The following is a 26,579-nucleotide window of genomic DNA, read 5'->3' on the forward strand; positions in this document are numbered from 1 at the left end:
GCCACCGACTTTACCGCCCGGTGGAGCCCCGAACCGCCGCGCAGGCGGCGGCGCATGCGTCGAGGACGTCCGCCGTCGTGTAGTCGGATCCCGCGAAGATGCTCGGCCGACCGACCTTCGCCCGCTCGAGGATCGCCAGGCGAGCCTCGTCGCCGGTGGGTGTGGCGCGGCCGCCGGGCACGAGGGCGCCGGCCAGATCGGCGAAGGCGGCCTCGGCCTCCACCGACATCACGCGGATGCCGGGTCGCTCGCCCGCGGGGGCAGAGCTGGCCGGGGCGGCAGCAGCAGGGACGGTCACCACGGCGACCGCGGTGACGGCCTCGCTCTGGAGGGCGAGCTCGATGAGGCCGTCGAGGTCGGGGGCGGTGAGGACCTGCGGCCGCGGCGCGGCCGGCGTCAGGAGCGCGCCCACCCACCCGCCGGCGCACGGGCATGCGCCGAGGACCGGCTCGATGACGACGACCGGCTCGGGCGAGGCGAGTGTGAGGGGGTCGGGGCCGGCCTTCGCGATGGAGCCGCGGGCGGTGTCCGCGGGGTAGCGGCGGGCGTTGCTCGCCGTCTTGGCCTCGAGGGCGGCGTCGAGGTCGATGTCGAGGACGTCCGCGAGACGCAGGAGATAACTGAGGACGTCGGCGATCTCGTCGCGCACGGCGTCCCCGCGATCGGTCGCCATGATCCCGGCAGCCTCGTCCGGGGTGAGCCACTGGAAGATCTCCACGAGTTCGCTCGCCTCGACCGACAGGGCCATCGCGAGGTTCTTCGGGGTGTGGAACTGGTGCCAGTCGCGCTCGTCGGTGAACTGCCGGATCCGGTCCTGCCAGGCGTCGGTGTCCATGGGGACAGCCAACCGCATCGCCGCGGGTCGCGACCACGACCCCCGCAGGTCGTAGCGCCGGCTCCCGTGCGCCTCGCAGACAACGCGCAGTCCGGCGTGCATGAATGGCCTCATGGAAATCTTCGGGCTGCCCGTGCATCCCCTCGTCGTGCACGCCGTCGTCGTCCTCGTCCCGCTCACCGCCCTCGTCGCGATGGCCTACGGGTTGCGCCCCGGCTGGCGGTGGGCGCTGCGCTGGCCGATGCTCGTCCTCGGTCTCGTCAGCGCGGCGGCCACCCAGCTCGCGTCGATGAGCGGCGAGTCCCTCATCGAGGCCGAGGAGAACGTCTCGGCCGTCCTGCACTCCCACGAGGAGTGGGCCGAGAAGCTCCAGCTCTCGGTGTGGGTGATGGCCGCCGTCATCGTGCTGGCCTGGTGGGTCCTGCCCGTGGTCACCCGCCTCGTCGGCGGCACCGACCGCGCCGCGCGCAAGCCGGGCCTCGTCCTGCCCACCACCGCGCTGCTCGTCATCGTCCCGATCGCGGTCCTCGTCCTCGTCGCGCTGACCGGCGACGCCGGCGCCCGAGCCGTCTGGGGCTGAGCCCGGGACTGACCCGGACGCGCTCGGGCGCCGTCGCCGCGTCCGGTCAGCGGTAGACGGACGCCGACGTCGTGCCCCACGTCGTCGACGAGTCGGCCGAACGCAGCTGGAAGTAGCGCGCGGTCGAGGCGTAGGCCTTCACGCTGACCCGCCCCGTGCTGTTGCTGGTCGTCGTCTTGACGTACGTCCAGGAGCCGCCGGACTTCTTCTGGTAGAGGCGGACGGTGGCCCCGGACCAGGCGCGGAAGGCGCCGGCGTTGGGGGAGTAGCGCGTCGCCGTCCCTGAGACGGTCACGTAGCTGCCGGAGCGGGCGCCGGCGGCGGACTGACGCGAACCCAGCTTGACCGTGAGGGTGCGCTCGTTCTGGGTCACGTTGGCGTAGTCGTCCTGGGAGAAGGCGCCGTCGGGGCGGACGTCGTAGCGGCCGCGCGGCTCCCAGTCGTAGAACTCGACGGTCTCGTAGGAGACGTTGCGATCCTGAGCGTCGAAAAGGACCCCGTCGATGGGGCCCTGGGTCGGGTGGACGAGAGACCATGACGCGAAGACGTTGTTGACCGTGCACCCGGAGCTGAAGGACGCCCGGATCGCCTTGTAGGGCGAGGTGACGCTGACCTTCGTCGGGAGAGCGACGGAGCAGTAGCCCGCCGCGGACGCGGGGGTGGCCACCGCCGTCGCGGTGGCGAGGAATCCGGCGGCCGTGACGGCCGTGAGGGTGCGCTTGAGCATGGTGACCCCTGGGGTGAGAAGTGAGTGGGCGCCCATGCGCCCGGGCACAACCTAGGGGCAGACACCGACAATGCGCGCGGAGTCGTGCAAATCGGTCGTCACGCCTCCGCGGAGGTCACCCGAATGACGTCCCCGTCCACGACGAACCGCACGTCCGCGAGCGTCTCGACGATGGCGTCGGCGTCGAGTTCGTCCGCCGGGGTGGTCGTCGTCAGGCCGAGCACAGCGCAGCCCGCCGCGCGCGCTCCGGCAACGCCCAGGGGCGCGTCCTCGACGACGAGGCATCGTGTGGGGTCGACCCCGAGCCGCTGCGCGGCCAGGAGGAAGGGGTCCGGTGCCGGCTTACCGTGCTCCACGTCGTCGAAGGTGACCAGCACCGTCGGCTCGGGGAGCCCGGCCGCGGCGAGCCGCATGTGAGCGAGCTCGGCCGTCGCCGACGTCGCGATGGCGCACCGCCCGGGCAGGGCCTCGATCGCGGCAACCGCGCCCGGCAGCGCCGCGATCCCGTCGCTGTCCTCGACCTCGAGCTGCGTGATGCGCTCCAGGGCCGGGCCTCCTTCGAGGTGGGGCGCGACCCGCGCGATGATCCCCTCGGCCGGGATCCCGTGCATCCCCGCCAGACGCTCGCGTGGCACGCCGTGCTCATCGGCCCACGTCATCCACGACCGCACGACGGCATCCGTCGAGTCGGTCAGCGTCCCGTCGTTGTCGAAGATGACGGCGTCGAAGGTGCGGTCGGTCAGGCCGGAGATGTCCACGCCGCCATTCTCACCCGCCGACGCACAATCGGGCATTTCACCCCTCGATCCGGGCACGGCCACCTCCGCGACGACCCCGCGCCACGCCCGCCTCCTACCGTCGCCGCCATGTCTCGCACCCACGCAGCCACCTTCGCCCTCCTCGCCGCCACCTCCCTGACCATCCCGGTCAGCGCCACCGCCGCCACGGACCTGCCGCCCGCCGCCGACCGCACCGTGACGATCGCGACCTACAACATCCACCACGCCGCCGGGACCGACGGCGTCCTCGACGTCGAGCGCATCGCCCGCGTCCTCGAGGACACCGGTGCCTCGGTCATCGGCCTGCAGGAGGTCGACAACCACTGGGGTGCCCGCTCGGACTTCGCGGATCAGGCCGCCGTGCTCGCCGAGTTGCTCGACATGAACGTCTGCTACTCCGCGAACCTCGACAACCCGCCGCTGCCCGACCAGACCCACCGACAGCAGTACGGCACGGCGATCCTGTCGTCCCACCCGCTGAAGAACTGCTCCAACACCCCCCTGCCCAACCACCCGGGTGGCGAGCAGCGCGGCCTCGCGCAGGCGGACGTGCGCGTCCGGGGGACGGAGTTCCGCTTCTTCAACACGCACCTGACGCACAACAGTTCGGCGGGTCGAACCGCTCAGACCAACGTGATGAACGAGATCGTGCGTGCCTCCGACCTGCCCGCCGTCCTCGTCGGTGACCTCAATGCCGCGCCCGAGTCGGCCGAGTACCCGCTCTTCACCGCCGAACTCGCCGACGTCTGGCCGGTCGTCGGCGAGGGCCAGGGCTACACGATCGAGGCCGACAACCCGACCCGCCGGATCGACTACGTGCTGGCCTCCGACGACATCGAGCCGGTGAGCGCGCAGGTGCTGACGACACCCGCGTCCGACCACCTTCCCGTCGTCGCCGAGCTGGTCCTGCCGCACCCGTCGCAGGTGCAGGCGGCCAACTGACCCGCCCGGACAGGCCACGACGCACGAAGGGGTTCGCGAACCCCTTCGTGCGTCGTGCTGTCAGCAGTCCGGCAGAGCCGGACTCAGCGTGCCTGCAGCTTGAAGGTCGCCGACGTCGCCGACCCCGAGTACGTGCCAGCGGTCCCCGCGTAGGTCGCGGACACCGTGTAGGTGCCGTTCTTCTGCGCGAGCTTCAGCGTCGTCGACGCCAGACCGTTGTCGTTCGTCGTCGCGCTGGCGGACTGGGTGCCCAACGCGAAGGCGACGCTCACACCGGGCAGCGGGGTGCCCGAGGCGTCCTTGACGACCGCGCTGAGCGTGATCGTCTTGTTCGGGCCGCCCGTGACCGACCCGGTGTAGGTCACTGACGTCGCCTTGCGCCCGACGGCGAAGGTCGAGTCGTAGCCCGCGGGCTCGTACTTCGTGCTGCCCGCGTAGTCGGCCGTCAGCGCGTAGTCACCGGCGTGCGCCGTGATCGTCCGCGTGTGCGAGGCGATCCCCGACGAGTTCGTGCCGATCGTGCCCTGGCTGTCGCCGTCGAGCGCGAACTGGACCGGCCCGGCGTTGACCGCCGAACCGAACTCGTCGACGAGGCTCGCGGAGAACGTCGCCGCCGTGTCGTACGTGCCGGATGTGGCGCCGAGATAGGACAGCGACACCGCCCGCTTCGTCACCGTGATGACCCGGCTGTCGGCGGTGCTGCACGCACCCTCCTTGTCGCACACGGTCAGCGTGGCCGTGTACTCCCCGGGCGTCGCGTAGGCGTGGGTCGTCGACGAGCCACCGTCGGCGATCGTCAGCGGCGGCGTGCCGTCACCGAAGTCCCATGTGTAGTCGAGCGTCCCCTGATCGACGGACGACGGATCCACGGCCGAGCCGTTGAAGGCGATGCTGCGGCCCCACGCCCCGGAGGTGTCCGGTCCCGCCTTCGCGACCGGCTTGACGTTGCCGACCTCGACGCTGAACGACTTCTTCGACACGTTGTCGTTGGTGTCGCTGACGGTCAGCAGACCGGAGTAGGTCCCGTTGTCGTTGAAGGTGTGCTTCGGCTTCTCGCCGTAGGCCTTGCCCCCGTCGGAGAACTCCCAGACGTAGGTGAGGCTGCCGGGGCAGACGGAGGTCGTCCCGCTCGCGTCGAACTGGACCGGGGCCCCTTCGTCCCCGGCGTAGTCGCTCGCGGCGACGATCGTCGGCGGGATGTTGTTGGCCAGCACTTCGCCGAAGTCGAGCGGTGCGCTGCCGGCGGTGAGATCGAAGGTGCCCGAGTCGGGTCCGATCGTCACGATCGTCTCGTTGACGGCCTCGACGGTGAAGATGACGGTGACGTCGATCTTGAGGTTGACCCGCGTCGTCGAGTCGAAGCCGGGCGAGGTGCTCGACGTCGTGAGGTCGTAGACGAGGCTGTCGCCCGGCACGGCGTCACAGGGCACGACGACCGGGTCGGCGATGGTCGACGGCGACGGCCCGTGGAACTCGAGGGTGTCCGTCTGCGTGACCGACCCCATGGTGATCGAGCGCGTCGTGATGACCCCGTCGGGGGTGATGTCGAGCGTGGTCGTCAGCGGGATCATGACCTTGACGCCCTGGCCCGCGAAGGTCGCGTCGAGGACGGTGAAGGTGTGCGTCGCCGAGCAGGAGTAGCCGGCGTCACCGTCGAGCCGGAGCGGGCACGTCGTCGTCTCCGTCGTCGAGAGGTCGATCGGCACGACGGCATCCTCCGACCCGTCGTCGGGGAACTGGGCCCCGGCGCCCGTGAAGTTGTAGGACCCCGCGTCGCCGTGGACGCCCCAGGTGAGCTCGAGCGGACCCGAGCCCGGCGTCAGCTTGTCGGTGAGATCGAGCGTCTGGCCCTGGCGGAGCTTCGACGCCGAGTACTGATACGTGACCTGCGCGGTCGGCGCCCAGTCGGCCGTGACCGAGGCCGTGAGCCGGGTCCCGACGCCGAGGTCGCTCAGCGGGATGCAGCCGTCGCAGCCCGCAGTGAAGTAGCGGCTCTGCAGCGTCTTCTGGCCGCTGAAGTTGAGCGTCGTGGACGGGGTGGCCGCCTGGGCCGACCCCGCGGGCACGACGAACATGGCGGCGAGCACCGCGAGCAGGGCCAGGAACGAGGTCCACCGCCTGCGGGTGCGGCGCATGCCGCGCGTGGGGTCCGGCGCTGTGCGCCGGACGGTGATGAGATCGGACATGTCTGCTCTCCAACTCCGTGAAGGAGGGGCACCGCCCGGGCGTCACGAGGCCCACAGCCACCCACCCGCGGCACGCGCGTTCCGCCCCCGGACACGTTCTGTCTGCACCCCGTGAGCGTCATGACGACGCTCCGTGTCGCTGCCTTGGCGACACCCCTCCACGGTGACACCGGGCTCATCGGCGCGTGCCCGAATGGCGAAAACCCTTGGCGATCCGCACGATTCGCACCATTCACACCGCGTGGCGGATGGCGGCGGGCCTCGAGTGCCGGCACCTGAGACGATGCCTCCATGGAGGCTCGACCGTTCGACCGCGCATGGGAGGTCAGCCGCACCTCGCTGCGGACGCGGCTGACGCGGCTGCGCTCGAAGTCCTGGGCGGTGGCCCAGTGCGCCATCGCCGCCGGCGTCGCCTGGTTCCTCGCCGCGGACGTCTTCCGCCACGACATGCCCTTCTTCGCCCCCATCGCGGCCGTCGTCTGCCTCGGGACCTCCTTCGGTCAGCGGTTGCGCCGGGTCGCGGAGGTGACCGTCGGCGTCGCCCTGGGCGTCCTCATCGCCGACCTGCTCGTCATCGCCATCGGCACGGGCGCGTGGCAACTGACCCTCATCGTCGCGTTGGCCATGTGCACCGCCTTCCTCCTCGACGGCGGTCCCCTGCTCGTCACCCAGGCGGGCGTGCAGTCGATCGTCGTCGCGACCCTCGTGCCCGGGGCCGACGGCGCCCTGCTCCGCTGGACCGACGCGCTCATCGGTGGCGCCGTCGCCCTCGTCGCAGCGACGGTCGTGCCGGCCGCACCCCTGCGCCGCCCGCGGGAGAACGCGGCCGCCGTCACCCGGAAGATCTCGGCGCTGCTGCGTGCGGCCGCGGACGTCATGGACCACGGCGACAGCGATCCCGCCTTCGCCCTCCTGCGGGACGCGCGCTCGACCGACTACCTCATCCGGGAGTTGCGGGCGGCGGCCGACGAGGGGCTGTCGGTGGTGGCGAGTTCCCCCTTCCGCGTCGCCCACCGGGAGCACATCCGACACGTCGCCGACCTCGTCGAACCGCTCGACCTCGCCCTGCGCAACACCCGGGTGCTCGTGCGCCGCACGGCCGTCGCCGCCTATCACCGGCGCGAGGTCCCGGCGTCCTACCGCGTGTTGTGCCGCGAATTGGCAGATGCCGCCGACCAGATCGCCAGCGAGCTGTCCGCCAACCAGATGGCCGTCGCCGCCCGTCCCGCGCTCATGCGGGTCGGCCGCGCGTCGGCGGAGGTCGAGCGCGTGCACGACCTGACGATCGAGGTCGTGCTCGCGCAGATCCGCTCGATCACCGCCGACCTGCTGACGCTGACGGGGATGGACCCGCTGGCGGCATCCGACGCGCTGCCGCCCAACCTGCACTGACGATCAGCGGGCAACTCGTCCGGTCCGGGTCAGGCCGTGCTGGCGTGATCCCCGAGGCGGTGCGGCGCGATCTCGGCCTCGGCCATCTGGAAGACCTCGTGCAGGATGACGAGATCGTCGGTCGACCCGTTGGGGAGGGTGTCGTGGATGACGTCGTCCCGCTCCACGAGGTAGTGCAGGGCCGCCACGACGAGACGCTGGCGGGCCACGGCGGTGACGCTGTCCCGGCTGCGGTGGACCATCCGGCGGCCGGCGATGCACTGGTCGGACAGGGCGCGCACGAGGCGGACGGCGGCGGAACGGTCGGTGCGAACGTCGGTGCCGTCGTCGGGCAGGTGCTTGAGGGCGGCGCGCTCAGCGAGGCGACGCAGGCCTGCCGGGTCGTCCATGAGTCGCTCCGCGGCCCGACGCGAACGGCCGAATGCTCCCGAGGTCATGAGTTTCCCGACGGCTTCCACGAGGGGTCACGATACGTCGTGGCGGGGTGGACGGGAAGCCGCCCGCGGGAAGGGGAGCGCGCGGCTCAGACGCCCGCGCGCACCACGAGCGCGCCCGCGGCCACCTCGACGAGGATCTGCGTGGCCGAGCCGACGACGTCACCGTCGAGTTGCACCTCGCGCGGCTCGTCCGTCGTCACGAGCACCCGCTCACCGCGGTAGCGGTCGAAGCGGTCGCTCTTCTTGGCCGACTTCGCCAGCACGCGTCCCGCGACCGAGCCCCAACCGAAGACCCCCTTCGGCGCGACGACGACGATGTCGAGGATCCCGTCGTCGACCTCCGCCTCCGGCATGAGCGTGATGCCACCGGTGAGCTTGCCGCAGTTGCCGACGACGAGCGTCCGGATCCGCCGGGTGACGGGCTTGTCGTCGTCGATCTGGAAGGTGACCTTGATCCGCTCGTCCCACAGGTGTCGGATCCCGACGGCGAAGTAGGCGGGCCAGCCGACCTTCGCCTTGAACTCGTCGGACGTGCTGCTCATGACGGCGGCGTCGAACCCGACACCGGCCATGACGAGGAAGAGGTGCCGCTCGACGGTGGGGCCGACCTCGGGGTCCTGCGCCTGGGCCTCGTCGTCGGCGCGCGCCTCCGCGGGCGGGTCAAGCGAGACCCACCCGAGGTCGAGGGTCCGGTTGCGCCCGGTGCAGGCGAGCTCCAGCGCCGCCTCGAGGCTGTCCAGCGGGATGTCGAGGTTGCGGGCCAGGAGGTTGCCGGTGCCGGACGGCAGCAGACCCATCGGCGTGCGCGTGCCGGACAGCGCCGCGGCCACAGCGCGGATCGTGCCGTCGCCGCCGAGGGGGCAGACGAGGTCGGCGCCGGCCTCGATGGCCTCGCGGGCCTGGCCGGTCCCGGGGTCCTCGACGGTCGTGGGGATGAAGAGGGGTTCGGCCCAACCCAGGCGGGTGCACGTGGCGGTCAGTCGCGCGCGCAGGGCCGCGTCGTCGGCCACCTTCGACGGGTTGATGATGATGGCGGCCTGCTTCAGCCGTGCCGCCCCACCACCGAAGGAGGAGCGCGCCACGGCCCGGCCGCGTCCGAGGGGTCGCGTCGACGCCGCGGGGCTCGTCGCGACGAGGGCGAGAGCCACCCCGAGCAGCAGCAGGAGGAGGGCGATGATGGCGGCCAGGAGGGGCCAGGAACCGGACACGTCGGGGACGCTACCCCACCTAGAGTGGGCGGTATGAGCGACGAGCGGACCCCCGAGGAGATCGTCCCGGACGACAAGGACTGGACCTGGGTGCTCGAGCGGTCCTGCCCGGACTGCGGATTCGACTCGCCCGCAGTCCAGCCCGCCGATGTCGCTCGCCTCATCACCGACCTCGCGAAGCCGTGGCCGGAGCGGCTCGGGCGTACCGATGCCCGCCGCCGGCCCGAGCCGGGCACCTGGTCGCCGCTCGAATACGCCGCCCACGTCCGCGACGTCTGCCGCGTCTTCACCGGGCGCCTCGAGCTCATGCTGACGAAGGACGACCCCGCCTTCCCCAACTGGGACCAGGACCAGGCGGCACTCGCCGACGATTACGGTGCCCAGGACCCGGCGATGGTCGGCGAGGAACTCATCGTCGCCGCTGATGCGTGGGCGGCTGCCGCCGAGGCCGTCAGCCCCGACGAATGGGACCGGACCGGTTTGCGCTCCAACGGTTCCCGCTTCACCGCCCTCACCCTGAGCCAGTACGGACTGCACGACCTCGCCCACCACCTGGTCGACGTCGGCTTCCCCCCGCACGCCCGGTGAACGCCGCCGCGACCTACGTCATCGCGGGACTGTCGCTGCTGCTGGCGGTCGTCCTGCCCTCCGTCCTGCGCCGGGTCGCCCTGTCGCCGCCGATGATCCTCATCGCCGTCGGCATGCTCATCGGCCTGCTGCCACTGCCCGAACACCTGCACATCTCGCCGATCGACGACCGCGCCGTCATCCAGCACGTCACCGAGCTGACCGTGCTCATCGCGCTCATGGGTGTCGGCCTGGCCCTCGACCGACCCCTGCGCCCACGTGACCGCGACTCACTCCGGCAGTGGAACGCGACGTGGCGCATGCTCCTCATCGCCATGCCGCTGTGCATCGGCGGCGTCGCCCTCCTCGGCTGGGGACTGCTCGGTGTTGCGCCCGCCGCGGCCCTGCTCCTCGGGGCGGCCCTGGCCCCGACCGACCCCGTGCTCGCCTCGGATGTCCAGGTCGAGGGACCCACCGTCGACGACGACGCGACGGACCTCGCCATCGAGGAGATCGACGAGGACGACGAGGTCCGCTTCACGCTCACCGCGGAGGCCGGACTCAACGATGGCCTGGCCTTCCCCTTCGTCCATGCCGCCCTGCTCATGGCCGGCGCCGGCGCGGCCGGGGTCGCCGGCGGCGCCTCGGACGTCGCCTCGATCCCCTTCAGCGAGTGGGGCGGGCACTGGTTCCTCTGGGAGCTGCTGGGGAAGGTCGCCCTCGGCATCATCGTCGGCGTCGCCGTCGGGCTCGTGCTCGGCAAGATCGCCTTCGGGGCGCCACGAGCGTCGCTGCGGTTGGCCGAGCAGGGGCAGCCGCTGCTCGCGCTCGCGGCCATGCTCCTGGCCTATGGCGTGGGGGAGTTCGTCGGCGGCTACGGGTTCCTTGCCGTCTTCATCTGCGCCATGACGATCCGCTCGCGCGAGCGCGACCACGCCTACCACCGGCGGATGCACGAGGTCATGGACGGACTCGAGCACCTGCTCACGCTCACGGTCCTCCTCTTCCTCGGCATCGCCCTCACCCAGGGGCTGTTGGCCAACCTCGACTGGCGCGGTGTCGTGCTGGCCCTGGCGCTCGTCCTCGTCATCCGCCCGCTCGCCGGGATGATCGCGCTGTGGGTTCGCCGCGGCGGTGAGATCAGCGACCTCGACCAGACCGAGCGGCGGATCACGGCGTTCTTCGGTGTCCGCGGCGTCGGCTCGCTCTACTACCTCGCCTACGCCGGCAGTCACGCCGTCTTCCCCGAGGAGCGGTGGCTCTGGTCGACGGTCGGCTTCACGATCCTGCTGTCGGTGCTCGTCCACGGCGTGCTCGTGACACCGACGATGCGCCATCTCGACCGGCACCGGGAGCGGATCCGGGCAGCCTCCGCCTGACCCGCGCCGTTAGGCTGACCCGCGTGATCGACATCAAGTTCCTGCGCGACAACCCTGACGCCGTCCGTGCCTCGCAGCACGCCCGTGGCGAGGACGAAGGGGTCGTCGACGCGATCCTCGATGCCGACGAGCGCCGCCGCTCCTCCATCGCCGACTACGAGCGCCTGCGCGCCGAGCAGAAGGTGATGGGCAAGGACGTCGCCCGCGCCCAGGGCGAGGAGAAGCAGGCGCTGCTGGTGCGCACGAAGGAGGTCTCGGCCCGGGTCAAGGAGCTCGACGCCACCGCTGCGGCCGCCCAGGAGGAGCTCGACACCCTCATCCGCCGCGTCGGCAACGTCGTCGAGGAGGGTGTGCCCGTCGGCGGCGAGGACGACTACGTCGTGCTCGAGACCGTGGGGACGCCGACCGAGTTCGACTTCGAGCCCAAGGACCACCTCGAGCTGGCCGAGGGCCTCGACGCGATCGACATGGAGCGCGGCGCGAAGGTGGCCGGCAGCCGCTTCTACTTCCTCAAGGGCGTCGGTGCGCGCCTCGAGTTCGCCCTGACCCAGCTCGCGCTGCAGCAGGCCATCGAGCACGACTTCGTCCCGATGGTCACGCCGACGCTCGTGCTGCCCGAGGTAATGCAGGGCGCCGGGTTCCTCGACGCGCACGCCGACGAGGTCTACCGCCTCGCCGAGGACGACCTCTACCTCACGGGCACGTCCGAGGTCGCGCTCGCCGGCTATCACGCCGACGAGATCATCGACCTCTCGCGCGGTCCGCTGAAGTACGCCGGCATGTCGACGTGCTACCGCCGCGAGGCCGGCAGCTATGGCAAGGACACCCGCGGCATCATCCGCGTCCACCAGTTCAACAAGATGGAGATGTTCGTCTACTGCGACCCCGCGGACGCGCCGGCGCAGCACCAGGCGCTGCTCGAGATGGAGCGGGCGATGCTCGCCAAGATCGAGGTCCCCTACCGTGTCATCGACACCGCGGCCGGTGACCTCGGCGGTCCGGCGGCGCGCAAGTTCGACTGCGAGGGCTGGGTGCCCACGCAGGGCCGCTACCGCGAGCTGTCCTCGACGAGCAACTGCACGACCTTCCAGGCGCGCCGGCTCGGCACCCGGATGAAGGGGGAGAAGGGCACGCAGGTCGTCGCCACCCTCAACGGCACGCTCGCCACGACCCGCTGGCTCGTCGCCATCCTCGAGAACCACCAGCAGGCCGACGGCTCCGTCCGGGTCCCCGCCGCGCTGCAGCCCTTCCTCGGGCTCGAGGTCCTCACCCCCGTGCGCTGACCCGCTCCACCAGCGCCCCCTTCCCACCCGTTCCTCGTCCCACCCGAGTTTTGGACATCAGCGGTCCCTAACTCGGCCCCCTTCGTCCTTTCCATCCGAGTTTGGGACATCAGCGGTCCCTAACTCGGCCCCCTTCGTCCTTTCCATCCGAGTTTGGGACATCAGCGGTCCCAAACTCGGCCCCCTTCGCCCTTTCCACCCGAGTTTGGGACATCAGCGGTCCCAAACTCGGCCCCCTTCGTCCTTTCCACCCGAGTTTTGGACATCAGCGGTCCCAAACTCGGCCCCCTTCGTCCTTTCCATCCGAGTTTTGGACATCAGCGGTCCCTAACTCGGCCCCCTTCGTCCTTTCCATCCGAGTTTTGGACATCAGCGGTCCCAAACTCGGTTGAGGAGTCAGTCCTCGAGCAGGGAGAGCAGCACCGGGACGAGCCCGTCGTCCTCGACGCTGAGCGTGACCTCGTCGGCCGCGGCCTTGACCTCGTCCGGCGCCTGACCCATCGCAACGCCGCGGGCGGCCCACTCGAGCATCTCGAGGTCGTTGCGCTGGTCCCCGACGGCCACCGTGTCGCCGGGCTCGACCTGCAGGCGGCGGCGGATGAGTTCGAGCGCGGACGCCTTCGAGACGCCCTCCGGGTTGATGTCGAGCCAGGCCGAGTAGCCCACGGCGTAGTTGACCCCGTGCAGACCGATCCGGTGGGCGAGCGCGAGGAAGTCCTCGCTCGTGCCGCTCGGATCGCGGAAGGTCACACGCGTCACCGGGTCGGCGATGAGCTCCTCCCACGGGACGACCGTCAGCTGCCCACCGAGCTCACCCTCGGGGAAGGGGGCGCTCACCTTGAAGCCGACGCCGAGCTCCTCGACCGCGACGACCGCATCCGGCCACGCCTCGCGCAGGAGAGTCAGGGCGGGTGCGGGGTCGAAGGTGATCGCGTCGACGATCTCGTGGCCGCCCTCCTTCGACTCGTCGAGGCGCAGCGTCACGGCGCCGTTGGAGCAGACCGCGTGGCCGTGGGTCAGGCCCAGCTCGCGGGCGATCGGCATCGTCGCGGTGACGGCGCGGCCGGTCGCGAGGATGACGCGGTGGCCGGCGTCGACCACGGCCCGAACCGCGTCCCGCACCGCCGGCGACAGGTGGGTGTCGTAGTGGATCGTCGTGCCGTCGATGTCCAGGGCGACCAGGCGTCTACGCATGGCGCGACCCTATCCACCCGGCTGAGCAGTCCAGCGCAACGCACCTCTTCGCGGACGCGCAGGTGCTCTCCTGAGAGCCATGACGGAGCCGAGTTTGGGACCGCTGATGTCCCAAACACAGCGGAAGGGGGCCCAGCGCGCCGAGTTTGGGACCGCTGATGCCCCAAACTCGGGTCAGAGGCCGAGGTGCGCCCGATAGCGCACGTGCAGCAGCCGCAACCCGCCGAAGGCGATCGCGAGTCCGACGATCGCGCCGATGACGACGTCGCTGACGTGGTGGACGCCGAGCAGCACGCGGTCGACGCTCGTGAGCGCGGCGCCGACAGCCAGCACCACGATCAGGGTGCCGCGGGCGACCTTCGTGCGCAGGAGCGGAGCGACGAGGGCGACGAAGAGGACGGCGAAGGCGGCCGAGTTCAGCGCGTGCCCGGAGGGATAGCTCGTGCCCCACGCCGTCGTGATGTCGGGATCAGGGGTCGGCCGGGGCCGGTGCACGAGTCCCTTCGCGACGACGCCCGTCATCCACACGAGCATCGACAGCGGCAGGATGCGCACGAGTCGCTGCTGGGCCGCCAGTTGACGCGGCGCCGCCTCGCCGCGACCGGTGAGCCACAGCGTGAGCGCGGCGACGATGAGCACGGCCCACAGGACGACGGGCTGGCTCACCTCCGCCCACACCATCGCCGTCGACCGCAGCCACGGGTTGGCCGCGGTCAGCGTCGTCGCGTCGTCGACGAGCGTCGCGTCCGACCTGAGGAAGCCGGGGGAGCCGAGGATGGCGTGCCCCAGGAGCGTGGTCACGGCGAGGACGACCGCGGTGAGGGCCAGCACCGAGATGACCTCGCGCGCGCTCGGGCCGGGACGGCCCACGGTGACGGCGCCCCGGCGGCCGTCGACGTCGCCCGGAGCGGCTCCCCGTTCGGCGGACTCGGTGGCGCTGATCTGCGCGTGCGATGACATGGGGGCCATTGTGCCCGCCACGCCCTCCAGCCCGCCCGAGCGCCAGCCTCCCGGTGCTGGTCCCGCCCCGGTGGCAGTGGCACGATGAGCGCACCATGGACCTCGTCATCACCTCCCCGGCGAACCCCCGGCTCAAGCAGCTCGTCGCCCTCCGCCGTCGCCGCACTCGCGAGGAGGCGGGCGTGACCCTCCTCGAGGGCTACGAGGAGTTGAGCCTCGCGCGCGAGGCCGGGGTCCGCCCGCGCACGCTCTACTACTGCCCCGAGCTGATGCTCGCGGAGGCGGACCAGCTCACGCTCGTCGACGAGTTGCGGGGCGAAGGGGTGGAGGCGGTGCGCCTGGGACGCTCCGCCTTCGAGAAGGTCGCCTACCGCGAGGGGCCGGACGGCTTCCTCGCGGTCGTCGCCGCCGTCGGCACGACCCTCGAGCAGCTCGACCTCCCGGCGGACGCGCTCGTCCTCGTCTGCGAGTCCGTGGAGAAGCCGGGCAACCTCGGCGCCATGCTGCGCACCGCCGACGCGGCCGGGGTCTCGGCCGTGATCGCGACCAACCCCGTCACCGACTGGGGCAACCCCAACGTCGTCCGCTCCTCGAAGGGCACCGTCTATTCGGTCCCGGTCGTCTCGGCATCGACGGAGGAGACCGTCGCGTGGCTCGCCCGCGAAGGGGTCACGCTCGTTGCGACGACGCCCGACACCGACCTGCTGCACACCGACGTCGACTACCGCGGTCGGGTCGCGCTCGCCGTCGGCTCGGAGAAGTACGGCCTGACCGACGAGCTCCTGGGAGCGGCCGACGAGCGGGTGCGGATCCCCATGGCCGGACGGGCCAACTCCCTCAACGTCGCGACGTCCGCCGCCATCGTCATCTATGAGGCGGTACGTCAGCGCGGGGTCGGCGCGGCGGCGGGCGCGTCTGCGGGACAGTCGGCCTGACGCTGCTCGCGTCCGCCGCGGTGTGAGGCGTGTGACGGGTGGGACCCCGGTCAGGAGCACCCCTCGCCGTGTGCCACGATGAACATATGCGCGTTGACCACGTTTCTTACGCCGCCGAGCACGGGGGGCTGCACGCCACGGCGAAGCGGCTCGGGGAACTGCTGGGGATCGAACCCCTCGACGGTGGACTCCACCCTCGCTTCGGCACTCGCAATGTCATCCTGCCGCTCGCGCACGAGCGCTACGTCGAGGTCGTCGAGGTGCTCGACCACCCGTCGGCCGACAAGGCCCCCTTCGGCCAGGCCGTCCGCGCCCGGTCCGAGGCCGGCGGCGGCTGGCTCGGCTGGTGCATCGCGGTCGACGACCTCGAGTCCCTCGAGAAGCGTCTCGGTCGCCAGGCGGTCGACGGCGGTCGACGGATGCCCGACGGTCGTGAGTTCAAGTGGCGTCAGATCGGCATCAAGGGGCTGCTCTCCGACCCGCAGCTGCCCTACTTCGTGAAGTGGGACGAGGAGTCGGCGCACCCGTCCGCGGACAACAACTCCGACGTCGTCATCGAGTCCCTCATGGTCGCCGGTGACCCGGAGCGCGTGCACGAGTGGCTGGGTCTGCCCCCGAGCAAGACCTCGTCGGTCATCAAGTTCGACTTCGTCGCGCCGCACGGGACGCCCGGGCTGCTCTCCGTCACCTTCACGACCCCCAACGGTGAGGTCACGATCTAGGCGACGGCCCCCTTCGTCCGGCCCACCACAGCCGGTCACACCCAGAGAGGCGGCGACTCCCACCGGAGTCGCCGCCTCTCTGTCATCCCCCAGCCGTGCCCTCCCAGCACCGGCAGCGTGGCAGTTAAATTGTGCACAACTCAGTTGCGTGCAATGATTCCAGCGTGCACCCGAACCAGCGGCTCGACCACCAGACCTGCTTTGCGCTCTACTCAGCGGCGCGCGCGGCCACGGCTGCCTACCGCGACGCCCTCGACGAGATCGGCCTGACGTACACCCAGTACGTCACCCTGCTCGTCCTCTGGGAGCAGGACGGGCGCACGGTCTCCGAGCTGGGCACGGCCCTCCACCTCGACAGCGGCACGCTCTCACCGGTTCTCAAGCGGATGGCCGCCAACGGCCTCGTCGAGAAGCGTCGCGAAGGGGAGGACGGTCGCCGCGTGACGATCCACGTGACCGCCGCCGGTCACGAGCTCGAGACGAAGGTCGCCTCGATCCAGCAGCGCCTCTACGACGCTGTCGACATGGACCCGGACGAGCTGGCCGCCCTGCGGAAACTCGCCCAGCGCTTCTGCGAGTCCGCCAACAACCTTGCTGAACCCACAACCGAAGGAACATCACGATGAACACCCTCTACACCGCCGAAGCCCTCGCCACCGGAGCCGGCCGTGACGGATTTGCCCGCACCAGCGACGGCCAGCTCGCCGTCGACCTCGCCATCCCCAAGGAGATGGGCGGTTCCGGTGACGGCGCCAACCCGGAGCAACTCTTCGCGCTCGGGTACGCCGCCTGCTTCCACTCCGCGCTCCAGCGCGTCGCCCGTATGGCGAAGGCCGACATCACCGACTCGTCCGTCGGCGCCCGGGTCCACATCGGCCCGAACGAGGCCGGCGGCTTCCAGCTCGCCGTCGAGCTCGAGGTCACCCTCCCCAACCTGGACCCCGCGGTGGCCCAGCAGCTCGCGGACAAGGCCCACGAGGTCTGCCCGTACTCCAACGCCACCCGCGGCAACATCGACGTGACCGTCACGGTCACCGAGGACTGAGGTCAGCTTGAGCTCCCTCCCCACGACCACCCGCCAGATCGTCCTCGCCTCGCGCCCGACCGGAGCGCCGACGCAGGAGAACTTCCGCCTCGAGAGTGTCGACCTGCCCCAGCTGGCCGACGGTCAGATCCTCGTGCGCAATGTCGTCATGTCCGTCGACCCGTACATGCGGGGCCGGATGAACGACGTGAAGTCCTACATCGCCCCCTTCCAGATCGACGCCCCGCTCGATGGCGGTGCCGTCGGTGAGGTCATCGCCTCCCGCTCCGAGGGCGTCGTCGTCGGGCAGCACGTGCTGCACGGCCTCGGCTGGCGCGAGCACGTGGTCCTGGTCGCGGACGAGGTGACGGTCATCGACACCGCGCTCGCCCCGGCCTCCGCCCATCTCGGCGTCCTCGGGATGCCCGGGCTGACCGCCTATGTGGGCCTGACCGCCGTCGCCGAGATGCGCGAAGGGGACACCGTCTTCATCTCCGGTGCCGCCGGCGCCGTCGGCCAGCTCGCCGGTCAGGTTGCCAAGGCCCTCGGCGCCAAGCGGGTCGTGGGGTCGGCCGGGACCGACGAGAAGGTCGCCCGCCTCCTCGAGCTCGGCTATGACGCCGCCTTCAACTACAAGAGCGCGCCCGTGCGGGAGGGCCTGCGCGAGGCCGCGCCCGAGGGCGTCGACGTGTACTTCGACAACGTCGGCGGTGACCACCTCGAGGCGGCCATCTCCGCCCTGCGGCTGCGAGGACGGGTCGCCATGTGTGGTGCGATCTCGCAGTACAACTCGACCCAGCCGGTGTCGGGTCCGCGCAACCTGGCCCAGGCGATCGGCAAGGGGCTGACCCTGCGCGGCTTCATCGTCGGCCACTACCCGCAGCTCGCTGCCGAGTACCGGACGAAGGCGGCCGGCTGGCTCGCCGAGGGTCAGCTGCGCGGCGACGAGACGTTCCGCGACGGCATCGACGCCGCCCCGCAGGCCTTCATCGACCTGCTGGACGGCGCCAACACCGGCAAGATGCTCGTCCGGCTCTGATCACGGCCCGCCGCAGCTGAGCCCTCAGCTGCGGCGGAACCCCTTGAGCCGCAACGCGTTCCCGACGACGAGCACGCTCGAGAGCGCCATCGCCCCGCCGGCGATCATCGGGTTGAGCAGGCCGGCCATGGCCAGCGGGATCGCCGCGATGTTGTAGCCGAAGGCCCACCCAAGATTCTGCTTGATGTTGCGCAGGGTTGCCCGGGACAGGGCGATCGCGTCGTCGACGGCCGACAGGTCGGAGCGCATGAGCACGACGTCGGCGCTCTCCATCGCCACATCCGTGCCGCTGCCCATGGCCATGCCGAGGTCGGCGCGCGCCAGCGCGGCGGCGTCGTTGATGCCGTCGCCGACCATGGCGACGACGCGACCTTCGGCCTGGAGCGCCGCGATGGCGTCGTGCTTGTCCGCCGGGCGCACCTCGGCGCGCACGTTGGCCGGGTCGATCCCGACCTCCGCGGCGACGGCCTCGGCCACGCTGCGGTTGTCACCGGTCAGCAGGAAGGGGGTCAGCCCCTGCTCCTTGAGTCGGGCGATGGCGGCCGCGGATGTCGGGCGGACGGTGTCGGTCACGGTCAGCGCGGCCTTCGCCTCGTCGTCCCAGCCGACGTAGACGGTCGTGCCGGCCGAGTCGAGCGCCCTCAGCTCGGACGGCACCCGGGCGAAGAGGTCCGCGCGGCCGACGGTGACGACCTGGCCCTTGATCGAGGCGCGCGCCCCGGCGCCGGGCAGCGCCTCGAAGTCCCGCGCCTCGCGGATCGGCGCCTCGCGGTTGCGGGCGGCGCGCACGATGGCGCGGGCGATGGGGTGCTCGCTGCCGGCCTCGACGGACGCGGCGGCCGACAGCGCGGCCATCGGGTCGAGGGAGCCGACGGGGACGAGCGAGTGCAGGCGGTGCGCGCCCGTCGTGACGGTGCCCGTCTTGTCGAGGACGATCGTGTCGACCTCGTGGGTCTGCTCGAGCACCTGCGGGCCCTTGATGAGGACGCCGAGCTCGGCGCCGCGGCCGGTGCCGACCATGAGCGAGACGGGCGTGGCCAGGCCGAGCGCGCACGGGCAGGCGATGATGAGGACGGCCACGGCGACCGAGATCGCTCGGGCCGGGTCGCCCGTGCCGATCCACCAGCCCACGAAGGTGAGCAGCGCGATGACGAGGACGACGGGCACGAAGACGGCCGAGATGCGGTCGGCGAGGCGCTGCACGTCGGCCTTGCCGGTCTGGGCGTCCTCGACGAGGCGGGTGATCCCCGCGAGGACCGTGTCGGCGCCGATCGTGCTCGCCGTGACGACGAGGCGACCGTTGACGTTGAGCGTGCCGCCGGTGACCTCGGAGCCGGGGCGGACGTCCATGGGCGCGGACTCCCCGGTCAGGAGGGAGGTGTCGACCGCGGAGGCGCCGTCGACGACCACGCCGTCGGTGGCGACCTTCTCGCCCGGTCGGACGACGAAGTGGTCGCCGACCCGCAGTTGAGAGATGGGGATGCGGACCTCGGTCGTCGCGCGCGTCGACGCGTCGATCCGCTGGACGGCCACGTCCTTGGCCCCGAGGTCCATGAGGGCCTCGATGGCGGAGCGGCCGTTCGCCTTCGCGCGCGCCTCGAGCCAGCGGCCCAGCAGCAGGAACGTCGTGACGACCGCGGCCGTCTCGAAGTACAGGTGCCCCTCGTCGCCCATCGTCAGGAGGGAGACGACCGACCAGCCGTAGGCTGCGAGGACGCCGATGGAGACGAGCGTGTCCATGGTCGACGCACGGTGGCGGGCGTTGATCGCGGCCGCGCGGTGGAAGGGCCAGGCGGCCCAGGTGACGACTGGCGTCGCGAGCGCGAACTGGATCCAGCCGCTGCCGGGGACGTGGAGTCCGGGCCACATGGCGAGGATGAGGACGGGCACGGTCAGGGCGAGGGCGATGAGGAAGCGGCGCTTGAGTTCCGCGCCCGGCGCGACGTCGGCGAGGTGGTCGTGCTCGCCGTGGCCGCCGTGTTCGGTCTGATCGCCGCTGGCGGCGAGGTGGTCGTGCTCGCCGTGGCCGCCGTGCTCGGCTTGGTCGCTGCTGGCGGCGTGCTCGCCGCGCGCCTCGTGGACGCCGTGACCCGCCTGTGAACCAGCCCGGTCGATGACCGTGGCGCCGTAACCCGTCTTCGCGACAGTGGCCAGCAGGTCATCGACCGTGGCGGGCCCCGACCAGTTCACCTTCGCCTTCTCCGTCATGAGGTTGACGGACGCCTCGACTCCTTCGAGTTTGTTGAGGTTGCGCTCGATCCGCGCCGAGCACGACGCGCAGGTCATGCCCGTGATGGCGAGGTCGACGCGCTGGCTGGCGGTCGAGCTGTCGGTGTGCTGGTGCCTGGTCATCGGGTCCTCGATCGGGGGGGTGTGCTCAGTGGATGCCGGAAGCGGTGTAGCCGGCCTCATCGACGGCGGCCGTGACCGCAGCGGAGTCGAGTGGACCATCGCTCGTGATCGTCACGGGGGAGTCGCCGCCCGCAACGAGGTCGATGTCGACGGCGGTGACCCCGGGCAGGGCGGTCAGTTCGCCGGTGACGGCCTGCACGCAGTGCCCGCAGGTCATGCCGGTGACGGTGAGTTCGGTGGTGGTGCCCATGCTGTGCTCCTTCGGTGGTGGTTGGCGGTTCGTGCGAGCGAAGGGGGTCGTGCCCCTCAGCTCCGGACGAGGCGGGCGACGGCCTCGGACGCCTCGCGCACCTTCGCGGCGGCGGCCTCGTCGGACTCGCGCGCGGCGTCGACGATGCAGTGCCCGACGTGGTCCTCGAGGAGGCCGAGGCTGACGGCCTGCAGCGCCTTGGTCACTGCGGCGACCTGGGTGAGGACGTCGATGCAGTAGGTGTCCTCCTCGACCATCCGGTGGAGGCCGCGGACCTGACCCTCGATGCGACGAAGCCGCTTGAGATAGTCGTCCTTGCTCCCGGCGTAACCGGCCATGACGTCCTCCAGGGGGATGCGTTCGCTGTCATCCGTCCCAACCACCATACCCCCCGAGGGTATTCCCGCAATCGGGCAGTGCCCCTTCCCCCTCACGCACGTTGTGGATCGCTGATGTCCCCAACGCGAGCGGGTCCGGGCAGCGAAAAACGGGCTGGGTGCGTGGAGGGATCGCACCCAGCCCGTCATCGTGGGCCTGCCGGCTACAGCAGGTCGTACTCGATCAGTTCCTCCTCGGTCATCAACCGCGACCGGATGAGGAACCGAACCCCTTCGGGCGCTTCCACCGAGAAGCCCGACCCACGGCCGGCGACGACGTCGACGGTGAGGTGGGTGTGCTTCCAGTAGGCGTACTGCGCCGTGCTCATCCAGAACTCGATGGGGGTGAAGCCCTCACCGGTGAGCGTGGCCAGTCGGATGTCCGCCTCGCTGGTGACGAAGTCACCCGCGGGGAAGCACATCGGCGACGAGCCGTCGCAGCACCCGCCGCTCTGGTGGAACATGAGCGGTCCGTGCCGGGCCTCGAGCCGAGCGAGCAGCTCGGCCGCCGCGGCGGTGAGGTCGACGCGCGAACCCATGCGGGCCCCCTTCGCTCGAGCGTGGATCGATCAGAAGAAGCCGAGCTTGTTCTGGTCGTAGCTGACGAGGAGGTTCTTCGTCTGCTGGTAGTGATCGAGCATCATCTTGTGGTTTTCGCGCCCGATGCCGGACTGCTTGTAGCCACCGAAGGCGGCGTGCGCCGGGTACTGGTGGTAGCAGTTCGTCCACACGCGTCCGGCCTGGATGCCACGGCCCATCTCGAAGGTCGTGTGGGCGCTGCGCGACCACACGCCGGCGCCGAGGCCGTAGAGCGTGTCGTTGGCGATCTCGAGAGCGTTGGCCTGGTCGGTGAAGGACGTCAGCGACAGGACGGGACCGAAGATCTCCTCCTGGAAGATGCGCATCGAGTTGTCGCCCTCGAAGACGGTCGGGCGGATGTAGTAGCCGCCGGACAGGTCGCCACCGAGGTCGATGGGCTCGCCACCGGTGAGCACCTTCGCGCCCTCCTCGCGGCCGATCGCGAGGTAGCTCTTGATCTTCTCGAACTGGTCGTTGCTCGCCTGGGCGCCCATCATCGTGGTCGTGTCGAGCGGGTTGCCCTGGACGATGGCCTCGACGCGCGCGATGGCGTCGCCGACGAACTGCGCGTACATGCCGTGCTGGACGAGGGCGCGGGAGGGGCACGTGCAGACCTCACCCTGGTTGAGGGCGAACATCGTGAAGCCCTCGAGCGCCTTGTCGTAGAACGCGTCGTTCTCCGCGGCGACGTCGTCGAAGAAGACGTTGGGCGACTTGCCGCCGAGTTCGAGCGTCACCGGGATGATGTTCTGGCTGGCGTACTGCATGATCAGCCGGCCGGTCGTCGTCTCACCGGTGAAGGCGATCTTGGCGATGCGCGGGCTCGACGCGAGCGGCTTGCCGGCCTCGACGCCGAATCCGTTGACGACGTTGAGGACACCGGCGGGCAGCAGGTCCGCGATGAGCTCCATGACCTTGAGGATCGACCACGGCGTCTGCTCGGCGGGCTTGAGGACGATGCAGTTGCCGGCGGCGAGCGCGGGCGCGATCTTCCACACGCCCATGAGGATCGGGAAGTTCCACGGGATGATCTGGCCGACGACGCCCAGCGGCTCGTGCAGGTGGTAGGCGATCGTGTCGTGGTCGATCTCCGAGATGCCGCCCTCCTGGGCGCGGATGGCGCCGGCGAAGTAGCGGAAGTGGTCGATCGCCAGCGGGATGTCGGCGGCGAGCGTCTCGCGCACGGCCTTGCCGTTGTCCCAGGTCTCGATGACGGCGATGTCCTCGAGGTTGGCCTCGAGCGTGTCGGCGATCTTGAGGAGCACGTTGGAGCGCTCGGTCGTCGAGGTCCGGCCCCAGGCGTCCTTCGCGGCGTGTGCCGCGTCCAGCGCGAGCTCGATGTCCTCGGCGGTGCCACGGGCGACGCGGGTGAACACCTGCCCGGTGACGGGGGTGATGTCCTCGAAGTACTCGCCCTTGACCGGCGGGACCCACGCTCCGCCGATGAAGTTCTCGTAGCGCTCCTTGACCTCGATCGACGAGTCGGCGCTTCCGGGCTGCGGGTAGACGGCCATGTCTTCCTCCTGTTCCTGACGAGCCACGTTGCCCGTCTGCGGCGACGGTAGGTCCGGTCAGGTTGGTGGAAGGTTGGTCCGTCGTCAGCGGGCGGTCAGCCGGGCCCGCAGCAGGGCGCGAAGGGGGTGGTGCGCTTCCCCGAGTCGGGCCAGCGCGCGCTCGACCACCTCGGTGTCATAGGGAGCGATCTCGCTGTGCCGCAACGCTGCCCGAGGCGTCGGGTCGGCGAGCACGGCCTCGCGAACGGCGACGGCGAGGTAGTCGGCGTGCTCCATCAGGGCCGGCGACTCCGTGCCGGGGACGAGGTCCCCGCCGTAGGACTCGAGCGCCCCATCGACGTCACCGGAGCGCAGGCAGCCCTCGACGGTCGTGACGTCCGTGGTGACCGGGACGGTGAGGCGGTAGGGACGCGAGGCGAGTTGGCCGCCCAGGGCCGCCCGCAGGTGGGAGACCTCGGCCTTGAGCGTCGACGCGCTGACGGCCTTGTCCCCGTAGAGGTGGGCGTGCAGCTGGTCCAGCGTGAGCCCCTCGGGGTGGAGGCTCAGCAGCGCGAGGATCTCCGTCTGCCTCCGGGTGAGCAGCAGGCGCGCACCGTCCAGGGTGGCCTCGGCGGCCCCGAGCAGCCGCAGCCGCAGACCGGGGTCGCGCGGCTGGCCCAGCGTCACCGGCGCGCTCGCGGCGCCGAGGTCGGGGACCTCGCGCTCGAGGAGACGGGCGAGCGCCTGGGCCGTCGCGGCGCCGATCGGGTGCGCCCGGTCCCATGTCGTCGACAGGTCGAGCACCCCCAGCTGAGTCCCGGTCACGGGGTCGTGGACGGGCGCGGCCCAACAGACCCAGTTGTGCACGATCGAGGCGTAGTGCTCGGCGGAGAAGACCGTCTGGGTGCGGTCGGTGCGCAGCGCGAGGTTGAGGGCGTTGGTGCCGACGCTCTCCTCGTCCCAGCGGCCGCCGACGACGAAGTTGACCGACTCCGCCCGTCGCCGCATGACGCGACCACCATAGGTCCACAGGATGCGGGTCTGCGGGTCGGAGACGGCGACGACGAGGTCGCCGTCCTCCGCGGCCCGGCGCAGCTCGGGCTGCAGGCGGCCCACCGCGACGTCGAGTGCCGAGCCGGAGAACTGCTCCGCGGTCTCGTCCGGGTTGGCCAGGGGAGCGGCGTCGAGGTCGGGGGAGACGTTGGCCGAGCGCTGCCAGCTCTCCGCGATCTCGGGACGGACCCCGGCGGGATCGGTCCCGCCGTCAGCCCACGCCCCGCGGGCACGCTCGACGTGCTCGCGGCGTCCGCGCAGGTTGCCCGTCGTTGCCACGGTGACCTCCTTGTCAGGCCCCCACCGTAACCCCCTCAGTGACCTTCGAGGTACGCGTTGGCCAGACGCTTGGGTGCCCGCGCGAGCCACGCGTCCGTGAGGATCTCGGTCAGCTCGGCCAGGTTCACCCGCGGCAGGTCGCGCTCGCGCACGAGCACCGCGTCGTGGCCGTCGAAGTGCGGCGTCGTGAAGAACGGACCGTCGGCCTCGACGAGGGCCAGCTTGTCCTCCTGGCCCTGCGTCGTCACGACGATGACGTCGTCCATGGGTTCGCCGGTCGCCGGGTCGATCGCGTCCGGCCGCGGCCCGCGGAAGACGACGAAGGAGTGTCCGTGCACCTTGAAGGCGGGCAGCCCGCCCCACGCCGTCGACCGCTCGACCTCGGGCAGCGCGATGCAGATGTCATCGAGGTCGCGCAGACTCGATGCTCGGGAACGGGCCACGTTCGCAGCGTAAGCGCGGGGGCGACCCCTCCGTGGGCGTTTTGGCGGCACCCGTCGAGCGGGCGTGAGTCAGTCGAGGTGGTCGACGAGCTCCGGGGCGATCCCGATGTAGGTCTGCGGGGTCATGGCCGCCAGACGCGCCTCGACGTCGGCGGGCAGGCCGAGCCCCTTCACGAACTCGACGAGCTCGCTCTGGCCGATCCGGCGACCGCGGGTCAGCTCCTTGAGCCGCTCGTACGGCTCCTCCATCCCCGGCACGCCCTGAGCGCCGAGGGCGCGCATGGCGGACTGCACCGGCTCGCCGAGGACCTCCCAGTTGGCGTCGAGGTCACGAGCCATCGCCTCGGGGGCGGCGTCGAGTCCGGCCAGACCGCGCGTGGCGTTGTCGATCGCCAGGAGCGAGTGCCCCACGGCCACGCCGATGTTGCGCTGCATGCTCGAGTCGGTGAGGTCGCGCTGGAGGCGGGACTGCACGAGCGTCGCGGCGAGGACGTCGAGGAGCGCGTTGCTCACCTCGAGGTTGGCCTCGGCGTTCTCGAAACGGATGGGGTTGACCTTGTGTGGCATGGTGCTCGACCCGACCGTGCCCTGACCGCGCACCTGCGCGAAGTAGCCCATCGAGATGTAGGTCCACACGTCCGTGCAGAGGTTGTGCAGCACCCGGTTGAACCGCGCCATGTCGGCGTAGAGCTCGGCCTGCCAGTCGTGGCTCTCGATCTGCGTCGTCAGCGGGTTCCACGTCAGGCCGAGGCCCTCGACGAAGGACTCGGAGATGTCCTGCCAGTCGGCCTCCGGCACGGCGGCCAGGTGCGCGCCGTAGGTGCCCGTCGCGCCGTTGAGCTTGCCGAGGAACTCGGCGTCCTCGATCCGCGCGAGCTGGCGCTGCAGGCGGCGGGTGAGGACCGCGAGCTCCTTGCCCATCGTCGTCGGGGTGGCCGGCTGACCGTGCGTGTGCGCCAGCAGGGGAAGGTCGCGCAGGTCCGAGGCCATCGTCGCCAGCGCCTCGACGAGGGCGGTCGCCCGCGGGAGCCACACGTCGCGGACGGCGCCCTGGACCATGAGCGCGTAGGACAGGTTGTTGATGTCCTCGCTGGTGCAGCAGAAGTGGATCAGCTCGGCGAGGCCGGCGTCGGCCTCATCCGGGGCGATCTGCGCGAGCCGCTTCTTGAGGAAGTACTCGACCGCCTTCACATCGTGCTGGGTGACCTTCTCGGTCTCGGCCATCTCGGCGATCTCCGCCGCGCCGAAGTCGGTGACGATGGCCCGCAGGGCCGCCTTCTCCGCGTCGGTGAACTGCCGGACCCCCGGCACGACCTGCCGGTCGGTGAGGTGGATGAGCCACTCGATCTCGACGTGGGTGCGGGTCCGGTTGAGCGCCGGCTCCGAGAGGTGGTCGACGAGACCGGCCACCGCGGGGCGGTAGCGGCCGTCAAGGGCGCCGAGGGCGATCGGGGGCGTGAGGTCAGCGAGCGAGGCCATGGGCCCATCCTCCCAGAATCGGCGACTGCGCCTGACGCGGTGTCAGCGCCGTGAGCGGCGTCGGCCGAGCAACGCCGGCTGGCGA

The 26,579-nt window shown here is 71.0% G+C and carries 27 protein-coding genes; 11 read left to right on the plus strand and 16 right to left on the minus strand.

Translation table 11 applies throughout. The features are described from left to right. Nucleotides 1-10 precede the first annotated feature (10 nt). Nucleotides 11-835: a nucleotide pyrophosphohydrolase gene (locus tag ACQBAS_RS00595; protein ID WP_427384378.1), complete on the minus strand. Its 825-nt coding sequence runs from the start codon at nucleotides 833-835 to the stop codon at nucleotides 11-13. A gap of 112 nt (nucleotides 836-947) precedes the next feature. Between ACQBAS_RS00595 and ACQBAS_RS00600 the strand changes: the two genes are divergently transcribed. Beyond that, complete coding sequence (locus tag ACQBAS_RS00600) at nucleotides 948-1,415, plus strand: DUF2231 domain-containing protein (protein ID WP_427384379.1); 468 nt, start codon at nucleotides 948-950, stop codon at nucleotides 1,413-1,415. Nucleotides 1,416-1,461: 46 nt separating this feature from the next. Here ACQBAS_RS00600 and ACQBAS_RS00605 read toward each other — a convergent pair whose 3' ends face one another. Together ACQBAS_RS00605 and ACQBAS_RS00610 are read right to left on the minus strand one after the other, a co-directional pair. Then, nucleotides 1,462-2,142 (minus strand): hypothetical protein, encoded by a 681-nt coding sequence (locus ACQBAS_RS00605; RefSeq protein ID WP_427384380.1) that lies wholly within the window; start codon nucleotides 2,140-2,142, stop codon nucleotides 1,462-1,464. 98 nt (nucleotides 2,143-2,240) lie between these two features. Then, a complete protein-coding gene (locus ACQBAS_RS00610; RefSeq protein ID WP_427384381.1) occupies nucleotides 2,241-2,900 on the minus strand; it encodes an HAD family hydrolase in 660 nt (219 codons plus the stop codon). Between the two features lie 108 nt (nucleotides 2,901-3,008). On the opposite strand from ACQBAS_RS00610, the gene ACQBAS_RS00615 reads away from it, so the two are divergent. Then, nucleotides 3,009-3,863: an endonuclease/exonuclease/phosphatase family protein gene (locus tag ACQBAS_RS00615; protein ID WP_427384382.1), complete on the plus strand. Its 855-nt coding sequence runs from the start codon at nucleotides 3,009-3,011 to the stop codon at nucleotides 3,861-3,863. An 83-nt stretch (nucleotides 3,864-3,946) separates the two neighbouring features. On the opposite strand, the gene ACQBAS_RS00620 is transcribed toward ACQBAS_RS00615, so the two are convergent. Further along, the gene (locus ACQBAS_RS00620; RefSeq protein ID WP_427384383.1) at nucleotides 3,947-6,049 is read right to left on the minus strand and encodes a PKD domain-containing protein; all 2,103 of its coding nucleotides are present in this window, start codon (nucleotides 6,047-6,049) and stop codon (nucleotides 3,947-3,949) included. 291 nt (nucleotides 6,050-6,340) lie between these two features. On the opposite strand from ACQBAS_RS00620, the gene ACQBAS_RS00625 reads away from it, so the two are divergent. After that, on the plus strand, nucleotides 6,341-7,441 hold the full coding sequence (locus tag ACQBAS_RS00625; protein WP_427384384.1) for an FUSC family protein: 1,101 nt from the start codon (nucleotides 6,341-6,343) through the stop codon (nucleotides 7,439-7,441). A gap of 29 nt (nucleotides 7,442-7,470) precedes the next feature. Here the strand turns inward: ACQBAS_RS00625 and ACQBAS_RS00630 are convergent, their stop codons facing one another. Together ACQBAS_RS00630 and ACQBAS_RS00635 are read right to left on the minus strand one after the other, a co-directional pair. Continuing rightward, nucleotides 7,471-7,878, minus strand: coding sequence for a hypothetical protein (locus ACQBAS_RS00630; RefSeq protein ID WP_427384385.1), 408 nt, complete (start codon nucleotides 7,876-7,878; stop codon nucleotides 7,471-7,473). 86 nt (nucleotides 7,879-7,964) lie between these two features. Further along, nucleotides 7,965-9,086 (minus strand): diacylglycerol/lipid kinase family protein, encoded by a 1,122-nt coding sequence (locus tag ACQBAS_RS00635; protein ID WP_427384386.1) that lies wholly within the window; start codon nucleotides 9,084-9,086, stop codon nucleotides 7,965-7,967. Between the two features lie 33 nt (nucleotides 9,087-9,119). On the opposite strand from ACQBAS_RS00635, the gene ACQBAS_RS00640 reads away from it, so the two are divergent. Genes ACQBAS_RS00640 through serS form a run of 3 tightly spaced genes read left to right on the plus strand, consistent with a single transcriptional unit; the run spans nucleotide 9,120 to nucleotide 12,315 of the window. Then, on the plus strand, nucleotides 9,120-9,674 hold the full coding sequence (locus tag ACQBAS_RS00640; RefSeq protein ID WP_427384387.1) for a DinB family protein: 555 nt from the start codon (nucleotides 9,120-9,122) through the stop codon (nucleotides 9,672-9,674). Next, nucleotides 9,671-11,032, plus strand: a complete 1,362-nt coding sequence (locus ACQBAS_RS00645; RefSeq protein WP_427384388.1) for a cation:proton antiporter — start codon at nucleotides 9,671-9,673, stop codon at nucleotides 11,030-11,032. The genes ACQBAS_RS00640 and ACQBAS_RS00645 overlap by 4 nt, the downstream gene beginning before the upstream one ends. A 23-nt stretch (nucleotides 11,033-11,055) precedes the next feature. Then, the gene (gene serS / locus ACQBAS_RS00650; protein WP_427384389.1) at nucleotides 11,056-12,315 is read left to right on the plus strand and encodes a serine--tRNA ligase; all 1,260 of its coding nucleotides are present in this window, start codon (nucleotides 11,056-11,058) and stop codon (nucleotides 12,313-12,315) included. Between the two features lie 396 nt (nucleotides 12,316-12,711). Here the strand turns inward: serS and ACQBAS_RS00655 are convergent, their stop codons facing one another. Together ACQBAS_RS00655 and ACQBAS_RS00660 are read right to left on the minus strand one after the other, a co-directional pair. Further along, entirely contained in the window at nucleotides 12,712-13,509 is a 798-nt protein-coding gene (locus ACQBAS_RS00655) for an HAD family hydrolase (protein ID WP_427384390.1), read from the minus strand. 174 nt (nucleotides 13,510-13,683) lie between these two features. Continuing rightward, entirely contained in the window at nucleotides 13,684-14,469 is a 786-nt protein-coding gene (locus ACQBAS_RS00660; protein WP_427384391.1) for a phosphatase PAP2 family protein, read from the minus strand. A 95-nt stretch (nucleotides 14,470-14,564) separates the two neighbouring features. Here ACQBAS_RS00660 and ACQBAS_RS00665 point away from each other — a divergent pair, with 95 nt between their 5' ends. From ACQBAS_RS00665 to ACQBAS_RS00685, 5 genes are all read left to right on the plus strand, one after another. Continuing rightward, nucleotides 14,565-15,404, plus strand: a complete 840-nt coding sequence (locus tag ACQBAS_RS00665) for a TrmH family RNA methyltransferase (RefSeq protein ID WP_427384392.1) — start codon at nucleotides 14,565-14,567, stop codon at nucleotides 15,402-15,404. Nucleotides 15,405-15,490: 86 nt separating this feature from the next. Then, nucleotides 15,491-16,126, plus strand: a complete 636-nt coding sequence (locus ACQBAS_RS00670) for a VOC family protein (protein ID WP_427384393.1) — start codon at nucleotides 15,491-15,493, stop codon at nucleotides 16,124-16,126. Between the two features lie 164 nt (nucleotides 16,127-16,290). Continuing rightward, nucleotides 16,291-16,752, plus strand: coding sequence for a MarR family winged helix-turn-helix transcriptional regulator (locus ACQBAS_RS00675; RefSeq protein ID WP_427384394.1), 462 nt, complete (start codon nucleotides 16,291-16,293; stop codon nucleotides 16,750-16,752). Continuing rightward, nucleotides 16,749-17,171, plus strand: coding sequence for an organic hydroperoxide resistance protein (locus ACQBAS_RS00680; RefSeq protein ID WP_427384395.1), 423 nt, complete (start codon nucleotides 16,749-16,751; stop codon nucleotides 17,169-17,171). The genes ACQBAS_RS00675 and ACQBAS_RS00680 overlap by 4 nt, the downstream gene beginning before the upstream one ends. Nucleotides 17,172-17,178: 7 nt before the next feature. Continuing rightward, nucleotides 17,179-18,189: an NADP-dependent oxidoreductase gene (locus tag ACQBAS_RS00685; RefSeq protein WP_427384397.1), complete on the plus strand. Its 1,011-nt coding sequence runs from the start codon at nucleotides 17,179-17,181 to the stop codon at nucleotides 18,187-18,189. Between the two features lie 24 nt (nucleotides 18,190-18,213). Here the strand turns inward: ACQBAS_RS00685 and ACQBAS_RS00690 are convergent, their stop codons facing one another. The 8 genes from ACQBAS_RS00690 to purB form a co-directional block, all read right to left on the minus strand. Continuing rightward, nucleotides 18,214-20,541, minus strand: a complete 2,328-nt coding sequence (locus tag ACQBAS_RS00690; protein ID WP_427384398.1) for a heavy metal translocating P-type ATPase — start codon at nucleotides 20,539-20,541, stop codon at nucleotides 18,214-18,216. A gap of 25 nt (nucleotides 20,542-20,566) precedes the next feature. After that, entirely contained in the window at nucleotides 20,567-20,791 is a 225-nt protein-coding gene (locus ACQBAS_RS00695) for a heavy-metal-associated domain-containing protein (protein WP_427384399.1), read from the minus strand. Nucleotides 20,792-20,847: 56 nt separating this feature from the next. After that, nucleotides 20,848-21,129, minus strand: coding sequence for a metal-sensitive transcriptional regulator (locus tag ACQBAS_RS00700; RefSeq protein WP_427385650.1), 282 nt, complete (start codon nucleotides 21,127-21,129; stop codon nucleotides 20,848-20,850). Nucleotides 21,130-21,332: 203 nt separating this feature from the next. Next, nucleotides 21,333-21,707: a DUF779 domain-containing protein gene (locus ACQBAS_RS00705; RefSeq protein ID WP_427384400.1), complete on the minus strand. Its 375-nt coding sequence runs from the start codon at nucleotides 21,705-21,707 to the stop codon at nucleotides 21,333-21,335. A 30-nt stretch (nucleotides 21,708-21,737) separates the two neighbouring features. Further along, complete coding sequence (exaC, locus tag ACQBAS_RS00710) at nucleotides 21,738-23,261, minus strand: acetaldehyde dehydrogenase ExaC (protein WP_427384401.1); 1,524 nt, start codon at nucleotides 23,259-23,261, stop codon at nucleotides 21,738-21,740. Nucleotides 23,262-23,345: 84 nt separating this feature from the next. Continuing rightward, on the minus strand, nucleotides 23,346-24,572 hold the full coding sequence (locus ACQBAS_RS00715; RefSeq protein ID WP_427384402.1) for a transcriptional regulator: 1,227 nt from the start codon (nucleotides 24,570-24,572) through the stop codon (nucleotides 23,346-23,348). Between the two features lie 35 nt (nucleotides 24,573-24,607). Continuing rightward, a complete protein-coding gene (locus ACQBAS_RS00720) occupies nucleotides 24,608-25,015 on the minus strand; it encodes an MmcQ/YjbR family DNA-binding protein (RefSeq protein ID WP_427384404.1) in 408 nt (135 codons plus the stop codon). A 69-nt stretch (nucleotides 25,016-25,084) separates the two neighbouring features. Then, nucleotides 25,085-26,494: an adenylosuccinate lyase gene (gene purB / locus ACQBAS_RS00725; protein ID WP_427384405.1), complete on the minus strand. Its 1,410-nt coding sequence runs from the start codon at nucleotides 26,492-26,494 to the stop codon at nucleotides 25,085-25,087. Between the last annotated feature and the right edge of the window lie 85 nt (nucleotides 26,495-26,579).

Source organism: Janibacter zhaoxuefangae, assembly GCF_050271985.1.
Taxonomy (GTDB): Bacteria; Actinomycetota; Actinomycetes; order Actinomycetales; family Dermatophilaceae.